Raw genomic sequence first — 12,276 nt, 5'->3', positions numbered from 1 at the left:
TTAAGCAATTTTTCTATTTTTTAGAGAAGCTTAAATAAATTATGTATACGCCAGCCAACAATACTGCGGCTCCGGTCAAAGCTGCCGGGTGCCCCTCTAACTGCAAGCCACCCCTCCATCGATACCCTTCGCTTCTATACTCTTGAAAGACGAGGCCCCACGTTCCGAAGACGATACAAATCGCACCCAAGATGATTCCGCCAGTTTTTCCTAATCTGCCTTTACTCATGGGTTTAACGCCTTGGCTTTGCGGCGTGCCGGAGCGCCTGCGTAGACGCGTGCGACAACAGCTATTTGTTAGCATTGTTCTTCTACGGTGTTTCCATGGATAGCTTTACCTGGCAGCCAAATTTCCACGGTGCCTTTTGGCGCTCTTTTGTTGCTTCTTATCAATGGAATTACGCCCACCCTTAAACCGTATCCACTGAAACACGCCAATTCTTCAAAATCTCTTTTTACTTGATACGCCAGTTCTTGGTCATCTGCATGAAAATACCTCACGTCGCCATTGGTCAAACCTTTTGGTATTTCCTGATCATAGTAGTCATAGGCAATGTCACCTTCAGCTAGTGTGTCGCCAATCACATCGATTATTTCACGAGGAAAGGCTTTTTCGTAATAGATCTTAACGCGAGGGTAATATAGCTTAGCGGCACTTCTCTCCGCGTCTGCCCAATAAGTATTGGTTTTATCACCGGAGATATCAGACAAGCTCCCGAAAACGCTATAGGTGATTTCCGGCGGAAAAGTAGCAAGCATGACTTTCTGCAGTTGGCGCCCATCTTCTCCTTCGGAAAAAATGGCCGTTCGATTTTCAGCCATAAACTTAGCCAGATCTACCTTCCAAGAACGAGAAGATGTCAACTCTTTCAAATTTCTTGCTTCTTCCGCCGTGGTCCTTGCCACTGCAAGTTCTTTTTCCTTGTTAATGGTAGCAACCCAAATCTGGGCAGCGGAAACAAGGACAGCACTCAGAGACACAACTGCAGTTATGATTGCCCCAAAATGCTTATCAATAAAATTTCTAGGCTCACTCACCGCTACTTCCTTGAATTGCTATCGCCGAAGCGCACCGGTGACTTTCACGGAGCGAAGCGGAGACAAAGGCATCCGAGTGACGCGCCTGGTTAGCTGTTACCAAGCATGTACGCACGAAGCTGCCGCTCCTCTCGCATGACATAGAGCACGAGAACCCGCTGCTCATCCTCACGATAAAAAATGCGGCAAGGGGTAACCACTACCTCCCTGTATACCGAATTAGGGAGCTCAGGAGGAATCCGCCCGGATTGGGGAAAATTTTCCAAACGCTCGGTTTTATCGAGAACTTCCTGGACCAGACGGCTTGCGGCAGCAGGGTTATCCAGAGCAATGTACTCTGCGATTGCGTTTAATTCTTGAAGAGCCGGCTCAGTCCAGATTACTTCAGCCATTTACTCATTTTCTCCCTGGCCTCACTTTGGCTGTACGTTCTTCCCTCAAGTACAGCACGCTCTCCTCGTGAGAGCCCCTCAAGCAACTCAAGCCGGCGCTGCATGAACTCGTAATCCTGTACATCAACAAGATAAGCGGATGGCTGGCCATGTTCAGTGATCAGTACCGGCTCTTTGGACAGATGAAGGTCTGCCAAGATTTTTGTGGCTTGGCGCTTAAGGTTTGTAACAAGCTCAACTTTCATGGGCTCACCCTGATCCAATTTGATAGTGACACTATAGTATCACTTTTCAGGTGAGGCAATCACAGCTAACAGCAAAGTATACGAACGCGTTCGCAAAACTCCGGGCGTCTATCACGCATTCGTATAACTCCAACAGCCCTGTCACGAACGAAACCAAAAACCCAATATAGTTCAGAACGTTAAGTCATGCATTCCGAAAGCCCTGGGAAGTCTTTTGCAAACACCGGGGCACGCGGCAAGGCGCCTAATTCAGGGAAAGAGATCAAAAGCGGCGGGGGAATCAAAGAGTTGAGAGGAGAATCCCGGAGTTATACGCCTTCGTTCGCATAACTCCAGTCTTAGGGGGAGGGTGGCGGGATAAAATGAATCCGAGAATCAGCGGTTGGCGTCAATCACCCATCTGGTGCCCGGAGTGGTCCATCTCCTTTTTCTCCATCTTCATGCCGCCGTCCAGAGGCTGCACTGCCAACTCGATGGCCATGTCTTCGGCGCCTTCAAAATCCAGTGTTACCGGGATGTTCTCGCCTTCTGCCAGCGGTTGGGTCAGCTTCTCCAGCATCAGGTGGTAGCTGTGGGGTTTGAGCTCTACGGTCTCTCCCGCCGGTACCACCAGGCCGCCCTTCACGGGCTGCATTCGCATCACGCCATCTTTCATGCTGGTTTCGTGGATGGAGATGTGGCCTGCGCGGGGTGTTTCGGCGGCCACGAGGGTGATGTCGCTGTCACCGTTGTTGGTGATGCTCATGTAGCCCACGCCCATGGGGGTGCCGGGCGGTGTCGGACGGCTCCAGGGGTTTTCGATCGTCACATCACCGCTCTGGTAATCAGCGGCGAAGGCGGTGGGGGCCAGTGTGGCCATGCACAGAAGCAGGATGCTCAGGCCTTTCTTCATCGGGTGGATCCTTTCAATGGGTAAACGGGTTATTGCCAGCATAGGAAGGTCTGGTGCGCGTGCCAAGTAGCAGTGTGCGGCAAATAGTCGCGGCTTTGTGGTCTTATGCCCCGGAGAGCGATTCCATCATAGCCCCGAGGAACCGGGAGGCCTCCCCGCCATTGGCGGCGCGGTGGTCAAAGGTCAGCGAAAGCGGCAAGACCTTTCGGACTGCGGGTTTGCCGTCCACGGGTACGACCTTATCCCGGATCCTGCCGGCTCCGATGATGGCCACTTGCGGCGGAACGATGATGGGGTTGGCGTACTGGCCGGTCATGGTGCCGAAGTTGGAGAGGGTGATGGTTGCGCCCTGCATTTCTTTGGGTGGAATCTTGCGGGTGGCGACAGCCTCCCTCAGGTTCTCCAGGCCCTTTCTCAGGTCCTTGAGGCTGCGATGGGTGATATCCCGGAGTACGGGCACGAACAGGCCATCGGGGGTGTCCACGGCGATGCCCACATGAACTTCCTCCTGCAATCGGCGGGTAAGGTTGTCGCCATCGAACCAACAGTTGAGTTCGGGGCAGGCTTCGCAGGCGGCACCGATGGCCTGGACCAGGCGCATGGTGATGTCGGTGCCCTTCTTCCAGGCGCCGATGTCCACATCCTCGAAGATGGAAACCGGCACTACCTGGGCATGGGACAGCGCCATGTTCTTGGCCATGGTACGGCGGGTGCCCCGGAGGGGTTCGGCGTCGCCCAGTTTTTTCTGGTGGCTGGCCTGGCGGTGGACGTCGTCGTTGGTGATCAGGCCGCCCGGGCCGCTGCCTTTGATCTGCTCGAGGTTTACACCCAACCGTTCTGCCAGGGCCCGTACGCCGGGTGTAGCCCGGTTGGCGCGGGCGCGTTTGCTGGATGCGGCGGCGCCGATAATGAATTGTTCCTGGCCGGCCTGGCCTTTGTCTTCCTTGCCGGAGGTTTTGAGTTCGCCGACCACGGTGCCGCTGTCGCTGCCCTCGCCTTCGAAGGCCAGAAGCGGTTCCCCGGTGTGGATGATGTCGCCCGGCTCGCCGTAGAGTTTGGCGATGGTGCCGGCCTCGGGGGATGGGACGTCGACGATGGCTTTGGCGGTTTCGACACTGACTAGGGTCTGGTCGACTTCGACGGTGTCGCCGGCTTTGACGTGCCATTCGACGATTTCGGCTTCGGGGAGGCCTTCGCCTAAATCTGGAAGTTTGAAGTTTTTCATTTGTGACTCCCCTGGTTTCTTTTGTGAAGGTGGGGTCGGACCCCTTTGGGGTCAGACCCCGGTGCAGGGCCGCAAATTTTGGTGACTTTTCCGCCCCTTTGGGGCGTGAAATTGGGGTCTGACCCCGCGGGGTCAGACCCCGGGGGTGCGATCATGCCACCGAGTTTGGCCTGATCTACAGAGCAATCACTTGCTCTACTGCTTCGACTATGTCTTCTACCTGTGGCAGGTATGCGGCCTCGTTGCGGTAGTAGGGCATTACCGTGTCGTAGCCGGTTACCCGCACCACCGGGGCCTGGAGGTCCAGGAAGGCGCTTTCGGCGAGGGAGGCGGCGATTTCGGCGCCTACGCCTCCGTTGCGGCAGGCTTCGTGGATGATGACGGCCCGGCCGGTCTTGGCGACGGAGCACAGCAAGGTTTCCCGGTCGAGGGGGCTGACGGTAGCCACGTCGATGACTTCGCAGGTCACACCCTGATGTGCCAGCTTGTCGGCGGCCTGGAGGGTTTCCATCACGCAGGGGCCCCATGTGATGAGCGTCACGTCATCGCCTTCGCGCAGGGTGAAGCAGGTGTCCAGCGGGAGCGCCTCGCCGTTGTTCTCGACGCTCTGGGTCACTGCCCGGTACAGGCGCTTGGGCTCCAGGAAGATCACCGGATCCGGATTGCGGATGGCCGCAAGCAACAGACCGTAGGCACGCTGGGGCGAGCTGGGAATCACCACCCGCAGGCCCGGAATGTGGGCGAACAGCGCCTCGGTGCTCTCGGAATGGTGTTCGGGGGCGTGGATACCACCGCCAAAGGGTGCGCGGTACACGATGGGGCAATGCAACCGGCCCCGGGTGCGGTTACGCATGCGGGCAGCGTGGCTGACGATCTGCTCCATGCCAGCGTAGATAAACCCCATGAACTGGAACTCCGCCACCGGCTTCAGGCCCTGGGTGGCCATACCCACGGAGGTGCCGGCAATCAGGTTTTCCGCCAGCGGTGTGTCCATCACCCTTTTGAAACCGAACTTCTCCTTCAGGCCCACGGTAGCCCGGAACACACCGCCGTTGGTGGCGATATCCTCGCCCAGTACCACCACATTCTCGTCGTGCTCCATTTCCCAGTGAAGGGCCAGGTTGACCGCCTCCACCAGGGTCACGTCACGCAGCTCGCCCTTGCTCATGACTCACCTCCCCGGTATTTGGCGGCGATCCGTTCACGCTGGGCCTGAAGAGCCGGGGGAAGTGTCTCGAACAGGTAATCGACCATCGCGGTAGGTGGCTGGGGTTCCGTGGCCAGGTATTCCTCAACCGCCTTCTCCACCCTGTTCTTGCAGTCGGCTTGCAGTGCCTTTTCCTTGTCGGCATCCCAGAGGTCGTTATCGTGCAGCCAGTTCTGCAGGCGTTTGACGCCATCCTTCTCCCAGGCCCGTTTGAGGTCCTCGGCGGTGCGGTAGCGGGTGGCGTCGTCAGCGGTGGTATGGTCTCCAAGCCGGTAAGTCACCGCCTCGATCAGAGTCGCGCCCTTGCCACCACGGGCCCGCTCCAGGGCGGTATCCAGAACCTCCGAGGCGGCAAAATAGTCGTTGCCGTCCACTGCATGCCCCGGCAGGCCGGCGCTGATGGCTTTCTGGGCGATGGTCTCGGCCCCGGTCTGGAGGCTGCGCGGCGTGGAGATTGCCCACTGGTTGTTGATGGCAACAAACACTACCGGCAAATGCCAGGCCCCGGCCAGGTTGATGCTTTCCAGAAAATCCCCCTTGGAAGTACCACCGTCACCCACGCAGCAAACCACCGCCCGCTCCTCGCCCCGGATTCTGATCGCCGAGGCCACGCCCACGGCATGACAGCACTGGGTCGCGATGGGCACCGCAATGGGCAGGTCTTCCGGGCAATTCTCCCAGTTCGCACTGCCCCGCTCGTCGCCACCCCAGTACAGCATCATGTCCCTCAGGCTCAAGCCACGGAGCGTGTGCACCGCCTGATCCCGGTAATAAGGTACAAACACATCGGTTTTGGCCATGCTCTGGCCAATGGCGGTTCCAATCACTTCGTGCCCGAGCACAGAAGCGTAGGTGCCACACTTGCCGGTGCGTTGCAGGGCGATGACTTTGGAATCGAAGGTGCGGGTCAGCACCATATTGCGGTAGGCAGCCAGGATACGCTCGGTGTCCCCGGCGAGGGCGGGCAAGTCATCCAGCGGCTTGCCGTGGTCATCCAGATAGCGGGTGCTATCCACATGAAATTCATGGCGTTGTCTCATCCCGTACTCCTTGGCCCGGCCCGACGGGGCTCTGTTTAAGGTTTAGACGAGAGGAGGCAATTGATCAATCCGGGGTGTCAGTCATCCCACTCCTGGTACTGGTTACCCTGCCGGAGCAGCCAGTAGGTCAATCCGAGCGCCAGCGTGGTTGCCGCGATACCAATCAGATACATGGGAGTGAGAGTCTCAAAATCCAGCACGATCACCTTCCGGGCAATCGCCATCAGCGCCGTGGCAACCACCAACTGGACCGGGAACACATTCGTGCCAAGGTAAAGCCGGATATTGATAAAGATTTCCACAGCAATCAGCACCGCCATGAAAGCGCCGAAGGTGTAGAAAATGTCGTTGATATTCAGCAGCAGGAAAGGCGGCGTGATCAGTCGGTCGTAGATGATATAAATCACATCACCCACGCCCCAGAGAATCACTGCCACCATGAGTACGGCCAATACTCGTATGGCAAAGCGGATAATCCGGTGCAGACCGCGAAAGAACGGATCCGGAAAGTCGACCGGAAGCTCCTGGTGCAGCTCATGGCGCTTGTGGTGCGGGACCTCAGGCTGTGAAACCCCTTCCTGGTCCTTCTCAACCATCTGCTCTCTCCTGAAGCTCCCGGTAACGGACAACGGCCGTCAGGCCTTCTTGACGAACTCCGACTTCAGTTTCATAGCACCGATGCCGTCGATCTTGCAATCGATATCGTGATCACCTTCCACCAGGCGAATATTCTTCACCTTGGTGCCAACCTTCACCACTGAACTTGAGCCCTTGACCTTCAAGTCCTTGATGACAGTGACCGTATCGCCGTCCTGGAGTTCATTGCCATTGGCATCACGAACCACCTTACCGGTCTCAGCATTGGCTTGCTCAGCCTCGGACCACTCATGCCCACACTCGGGACAAACCAACTGAACACCATCTTCATAAGTGAACTCGGAACCACACTGGGGGCAAGGAGGAAGCTGGGACATTATCATTTCCTGTTAATTGAATGAGAACCGGATTATACCAGAAACCCCAGCCGCCGATTCCCTAACGCCCCGGCGCCACCCGCGCCAGCACCGTCGGATCCTCCGACAACGGCAACGCCAGAATCACACCCTCATTGGACGAAGGATAGATCCCGGCCAACCGGGTGATATTCACCTGATGCGACACCATCACCACCGGCAGCCCCGGCTCCAGCTCATTCGCCAAAGCAATCGTCTGCCGGGTCTGGGTAGCCCCATCGCCCCGGCCCTGGAAAAACGAATTCAACGACGGCCACTCCGTCACCTCCCCCACGTTCATCTCCGTAGCCGTATCCCGACACCGGCACCACTGACTGGTAAATACCCGCGCTTCCACAATCCCGTGCTCCGCCAAAAACGGCTTCCACGCCCGCGCCTGTTCCCGACCGGCCTCGTTCAGGTTCCGCTGGGTGCTGCAGTCGTTCAGATCAAAATTGGCGGGGTCGCCTGTCCCGGGGGCGAGGGCATGACGGAGAATGAGGATGGCGCGGCCCTCTCTGAGAGCCTCCCAAGCTTCGGCGTTTTCGTCGCTAGCCAAAACCTGGAGCGGTAAGAGCAACGCCAAAGTACTCAGGACCATCGACAAGAACATTTTTCGAGGTATCACGTTGGTCTCCCTCCAATTATCGCGGAGTCATCTCCCTGAGCCAGAGAGCGGCTTCGGTCAGCACTGTCCAAAAATGTTGAAGGCCAAGGATGGCCTGAAACAAGCGCACAGGGACGTGCTCGTAGCGGTTTTTGGACAGTGCTGACCGAAGTCGCCTACGCCAAGATAAGGCCCCATACTCCAAAATACGCGGACATCAACTAACAAGCTCAATTCAAGAACAGTTAAACTCTATCCTCAGAGCCACCATCAAAGGAAAAACGAAATGCCAATCTGGGTCGACGCCGACGCCTGCCCCGTCCCCATCCGGGAAATCCTCTGCCGCGCCGCCACCCGCTGGCAAATCCAGACCACGTTCATCGCCAACCACGCCATAAGCCTGCCGCCGAGCCCCTGGATCAGCCGCCGCCAGGTCCCCCACGGCTTCGACGTCGCCGACAACGAAATCATGGACCAGATGACCAAAGGCGACCTCGTCATCACCCAGGATATCCCCCTGGCCGCCGAGGCCATCGATAAAGGCGCCGACGTCTTCAACCCACGGGGCCAGGCCTTCACCAAAGAAAATATTCGCCAGCGCCTTGCCATGCGCAACTTCATGGAAGAAATGCGCAGCGCCGGCCAGGTCACCGGTGGCCCGGCCCCGTTCAGCCAGACCGACCGCAAGGAATTTGCCGACCAGCTCGACCGCTGGCTGCAACGCAACCACAAACGTCCAGGCAAATAACTGGTAAATACCGGCCTATTTGTCCAAGGTAAAGTAACACAGCCACCCCGAATCGGGAGGACGACCATGAGCCGGAAACCCGCCGACATTGCCCGCCTCGAACGCTACGGACCGGACACCAGCGAATACACCCTGGCCATCATCACCGACGAAGACCATGCCGCCCAGATCCAGCTGGAAGACGGCCAGGTCGCATGGCGTTCCACCCTGCGTTACGACAAGCTTTATCGGGAAACCGATCCGGACACCGGCAAGGTTCGCTACCGACTGGAGGAAATCCCGGCACACCAGAGTGGAGAACACCAACTTATCAGCCTCATCGCCGAAGGAGGTCGGGGCGCCGAATTCTCGGAACTGGTGCTCTTCGGCCAGCGGCTGATCACCTTCGATGACCGCACAGGTCTGGTGTGCGAAATCCGCAATGAAAACCAGCTGATACCCCGCCACATCCTGATGACCGGCAGTGGCGACGAAGCCTTCAAGGGATTCAAAAGCGAGTGGGCCACCTTGAAGGGCGACCAGATGATCGTCGGCAGCCACGGCAAGAACGCGCGGGAAGAGTGGATCAAGGTGCTGGACCGGAATTACGCACTCGAGAGCGTCGACTGGCACCAGTACTACCAGAATATGCGCACAGCACTTGGCGTCGGCGAACAGGGCTATGTCACACACGAAGCCGCCGAATGGCACCCCTATCGCAACCAGTGGCTGTTTTTCCCGCGCAAGATCTCCACCACGCCTTTCGACGAACCGGTGGACGAACAGGAGCGCGGGGGCAATACACTGATCATGGCCAACCCGGATTTCACCGATATCCGCACCCTGGAAATCGGCCCCCGAACACCGGACCGGGGCATATCTTCCTTCAAACTCATCCCCGGCCATCCGAGCGAATGCATTGGCCTGAAAAGCGTGGAAATCGGCGACCGCACCGAAACCTACCTGTTCTGTTTTGACCTGGAGGGCAACCTGTTGCAGGAAGATACATTAATAGGTCGATACAAGTGTGAGGGCGTGGAGATTCTCTAGAAATGCGGCATGCCGCATTTCTGGACGGTTTCCCCAGCTTCCATTCACATTTCCAGAACATTAACAAAGATTCAATCCCCTTTATTCTCGGGAACGAAACATCAGGTTGAGAGCCAGAGGCGATGGATACGGTGACCAAAGCAACACACCGCATCCACACATTCACAGATCAACACACCAGGATTGGTAAGGAGATCTGATTATGAAACGCACCACGCTTTCACTGGCAATCGCTTCCACCCTGCTGGCCGCACCGGCTGCAACTCTCGCCGCGGACTCAGCAGCGGAAAATGAAAGCCCGTACCTTGCCCCGGACGGTTCATGGATCACCCTGAGCGGCAAGGTCACAAGCACCACCGAAGATACCTTCATGCTGGACTATGGCAAAGGCCTGGTCACGGTTGAAATGGACGACTGGGACTGGTTCGAGGAAAACGGCGAAGTCCTTCCGGGGGATGAAGTCACCGTTTATGGTGAAGTGGATGACGACACCTTCGAGGGCGCCAAAGTCGAGGCCAGCAGCGTCTACGTGGACAATCTCGGTACTTACTTCTATGCCAGTGCCATGGACGAGGAAACCTTCACCGATCTCGATGTCGCACCAACATTGAGTGTGGGTGACCTGATCCTCACTGGTACGGTAACCGGTGTAAATGGCGCCGAATTCACCATCGATTCCGGCGCACAGAAAATGACCGTGGATACCGCACTGATGCCCTACGATCCAATGGATGGCGAAGGTTTCCAGCAGATCGAAAAAGGCGATCTGGTCACCGTCACAGGTGATATGGAAGATGATACCTTCGAGTCCGCGGAGGTGATGGCCGACAGTGTCGTCACCCTTGAGGACGACAGCGTCAGCGACTCGTGATCCAACGGACGCCTGAAGCCCCGTCTCGAACGGGGCTTTTTTGATAATGATTCTCTTTTAATCCCGTTCGCGAACCGCTACCCTTGGCGCTCTTCCTGCCAACCAGCATCAGGTACAGTCAAGAGCACACCATGCCAAGCCACAGCCAGACCCATGCCAGCAGCTTCGCCGCCCTGGGCCGCCTTCTGCGTTATGCCCGCGGTTACCGCCGTCAGATCATTGCCGCCACCACCTGCTCCATCATCAACAAACTCTTCGACATCGCCCCGGAGATCCTCATCGGGGTCGCCATCGACGTGGTGGTGAATCAGGAGCAGAGCTTCGTGGCCGGGCTCGGCTTCGAGACCGCCCGGGAGCAGATCACGGTCCTGGCGATACTGACCTTCTTCATCTGGGCCGGGGAATCCCTGTTCGAGTACCTGTTCCAGATTCTCTGGCGAAATCTCGCCCAGCGCCTGCAATCCGACCTGCGCCAGGACGCCTACGAACATGCCCAGCGGCTGGACATGAGCTTCTTCGAGGCCCGCAGTTCCGGCCAGCTGGTGGCCACCATGAACGACGACGTCAACCAGCTCGAGCGCTTCCTCGATGGCGGCGCCAACGCCATGATCCAGGTCCTGGTTACCGTGGTGGCGGTCGGCGCTGTGTTCTTCGTGATTTCGCCCACCGTCGCCCTGCTGGCCTTCACTCCGATTCCCCTGATCATCTGGGGCGCCTTCTATTTCCAACGCAAGGCCGGCCCCCTGTATGCCGACGTTCGTGAAAAGGTAGGCGACCTGTCCAGCCGGCTGGCCAACAACCTCGGCGGCATCGCCACCATCAAGAGCTTTACCGCCGAGCAACGGGAGGCAGAGCGGCTCAAGGCCAGCAGCGAGGCGTATGTGGATGCCAACCGCAGGGCCATCCGCATCAGTTCCGCCTTCATTCCGGTCATCCGCATGGCCATCCTCGCGGGCTTCCTGGCCACCTTTACCGTCGGCGGCATGATGGCCCTGGAAGGCACCCTGAACGTGGGCGCCTACGGCGTGCTGGTGTTCCTGACCCAGCGTCTGCTCTGGCCGCTGACCGGTCTGGCAGAAGTCATCGACCTGTTCGAACGGGCCATGGCCAGTACCCGGCGCATCCTGAACCTGCTGGCCGAACCGGTCCACGTGCGGGACGAAGGCGGCAAGGACCTGGCGCAGCCGGTAAAGGGTGAGGTGGAATTCCGCAACCTCAGCTTCCACTACCCCTCCAGCGGCGCCGGCATCCGGGACATCAGCCTGAACGTACCGGCCGGCAACACCCTGGCTCTGGTGGGCGCCACCGGTTCCGGCAAGTCCACGCTGATCAAGCTGCTGTTGCGCTTCTACGACCCGAGCCACGGCGAGATCCACATCGATGGTCAGCCGATCCGGGACATCAATCTCAAGTCCCTGCGCGGGGCCATCGGTCTGGTCAGCCAGGATGTATACCTGTTTGAGGGTTCCATCCGCGAGAATCTGGCCTACGGCAAGCCCGATGCCACCGATGAGGAAATCATCGAGGCCGCGAAGACCGCTGAAGCATGGTCCTTTATCGAAGCCCTGCCGGAAGGCCTGGGTACGCCGGTCGGCGAGCGAGGAGTACGGCTCTCCGGTGGCCAGCGCCAGCGCCTGTCCCTGGCCCGCGCCCTGCTGAAGAACCCGCCGATCCTGGTGCTGGACGAGGCCACCAGCGCGGTGGACAACGAAACCGAGGCCGCCATCCAGCGTTCCCTGCGCCGGATCGGCCACAACCGCACGGTGATCATGATCGCCCACCGCCTGTCCACGATCGTGGATGCGGACACCATAGCGGTGATCGAGAACGGCCGGGTCGTCGAGCAGGGCAACCACGAAACCCTGCTGTCGAAGGACGGAGCCTACCGGGCTCAATGGCGCGTCCAGACCGGGCAAGTCTGAGCTTCAAACCCAACACCATTATTGATAGTAATTCGTATTTAGATTAACCTGCAGACTCTCAGAACAAG

At 58.2% G+C, this 12,276-nt stretch carries 14 protein-coding genes; 4 read left to right on the top strand and 10 right to left on the bottom strand.

Features of this window, described 5'->3' with window-relative positions; genetic code table 11:
• Window positions 1-297 precede the first annotated feature (297 nt).
• The 10 genes from DET50_RS01445 to DET50_RS01400 all read right to left on the bottom strand — a co-directional run bounded on the left by DET50_RS01445 (window position 298) and on the right by DET50_RS01400 (window position 7,632).
• The gene (locus tag DET50_RS01445) at window positions 298-1,038 is read right to left on the bottom strand and encodes a hypothetical protein (RefSeq protein WP_113861108.1); all 741 of its coding nucleotides are present in this window, start codon (window positions 1,036-1,038) and stop codon (window positions 298-300) included.
• An 89-nt stretch (window positions 1,039-1,127) separates the two neighbouring features.
• Window positions 1,128-1,430: a type II toxin-antitoxin system RelE/ParE family toxin gene (locus DET50_RS01440; RefSeq protein ID WP_113861107.1), complete on the bottom strand. Its 303-nt coding sequence runs from the start codon at window positions 1,428-1,430 to the stop codon at window positions 1,128-1,130.
• Window positions 1,418-1,675, bottom strand: a complete 258-nt coding sequence (locus DET50_RS01435; protein WP_022990189.1) for a type II toxin-antitoxin system Phd/YefM family antitoxin — start codon at window positions 1,673-1,675, stop codon at window positions 1,418-1,420. The genes DET50_RS01440 and DET50_RS01435 overlap by 13 nt, the downstream gene beginning before the upstream one ends.
• Before the next feature lie 388 nt (window positions 1,676-2,063).
• Window positions 2,064-2,567: a copper chaperone PCu(A)C gene (locus DET50_RS01430; protein WP_113861106.1), complete on the bottom strand. Its 504-nt coding sequence runs from the start codon at window positions 2,565-2,567 to the stop codon at window positions 2,064-2,066.
• A 103-nt stretch (window positions 2,568-2,670) separates the two neighbouring features.
• On the bottom strand, window positions 2,671-3,792 hold the full coding sequence (locus DET50_RS01425) for a dihydrolipoamide acetyltransferase family protein (RefSeq protein WP_113861105.1): 1,122 nt from the start codon (window positions 3,790-3,792) through the stop codon (window positions 2,671-2,673).
• Window positions 3,793-3,967: 175 nt separating this feature from the next.
• Window positions 3,968-4,960, bottom strand: coding sequence for an alpha-ketoacid dehydrogenase subunit beta (locus DET50_RS01420; RefSeq protein WP_258546018.1), 993 nt, complete (start codon window positions 4,958-4,960; stop codon window positions 3,968-3,970).
• Complete coding sequence (gene pdhA / locus DET50_RS01415; RefSeq protein WP_113861104.1) at window positions 4,957-6,039, bottom strand: pyruvate dehydrogenase (acetyl-transferring) E1 component subunit alpha; 1,083 nt, start codon at window positions 6,037-6,039, stop codon at window positions 4,957-4,959. The genes DET50_RS01420 and pdhA overlap by 4 nt, the downstream gene beginning before the upstream one ends.
• A gap of 77 nt (window positions 6,040-6,116) precedes the next feature.
• Window positions 6,117-6,635 (bottom strand): phosphate-starvation-inducible PsiE family protein, encoded by a 519-nt coding sequence (locus DET50_RS01410; protein WP_113861103.1) that lies wholly within the window; start codon window positions 6,633-6,635, stop codon window positions 6,117-6,119.
• Window positions 6,636-6,674: 39 nt separating this feature from the next.
• Complete coding sequence (locus DET50_RS01405) at window positions 6,675-7,013, bottom strand: zinc ribbon domain-containing protein YjdM (protein ID WP_113861102.1); 339 nt, start codon at window positions 7,011-7,013, stop codon at window positions 6,675-6,677.
• A 61-nt stretch (window positions 7,014-7,074) separates the two neighbouring features.
• Window positions 7,075-7,632: a histidine phosphatase family protein gene (locus tag DET50_RS01400; protein ID WP_404932710.1), complete on the bottom strand. Its 558-nt coding sequence runs from the start codon at window positions 7,630-7,632 to the stop codon at window positions 7,075-7,077.
• Window positions 7,633-7,924: 292 nt separating this feature from the next.
• On the opposite strand from DET50_RS01400, the gene DET50_RS01395 reads away from it, so the two are divergent.
• From DET50_RS01395 to DET50_RS01380, 4 genes are all read left to right on the top strand, one after another.
• Entirely contained in the window at window positions 7,925-8,386 is a 462-nt protein-coding gene (locus DET50_RS01395) for a YaiI/YqxD family protein (protein WP_113861100.1), read from the top strand.
• A gap of 66 nt (window positions 8,387-8,452) precedes the next feature.
• Window positions 8,453-9,415, top strand: coding sequence for a hypothetical protein (locus DET50_RS01390; protein WP_113861099.1), 963 nt, complete (start codon window positions 8,453-8,455; stop codon window positions 9,413-9,415).
• A 202-nt stretch (window positions 9,416-9,617) separates the two neighbouring features.
• Window positions 9,618-10,286, top strand: coding sequence for a NirD/YgiW/YdeI family stress tolerance protein (locus DET50_RS01385; RefSeq protein WP_113861098.1), 669 nt, complete (start codon window positions 9,618-9,620; stop codon window positions 10,284-10,286).
• Between the two features lie 131 nt (window positions 10,287-10,417).
• Window positions 10,418-12,208 (top strand): ABC transporter ATP-binding protein, encoded by a 1,791-nt coding sequence (locus DET50_RS01380; RefSeq protein WP_113861097.1) that lies wholly within the window; start codon window positions 10,418-10,420, stop codon window positions 12,206-12,208.
• Window positions 12,209-12,276 lie beyond the last annotated feature (68 nt).

This window comes from Marinobacter pelagius (genome assembly GCF_003315345.1).
Classification (GTDB): Bacteria; Pseudomonadota; Gammaproteobacteria; order Pseudomonadales; family Oleiphilaceae; genus Marinobacter; species Marinobacter pelagius_A.
Note: the sequence above shows the minus strand (reverse complement) of the source record. Positions and strands in the feature narration are given on the sequence as shown.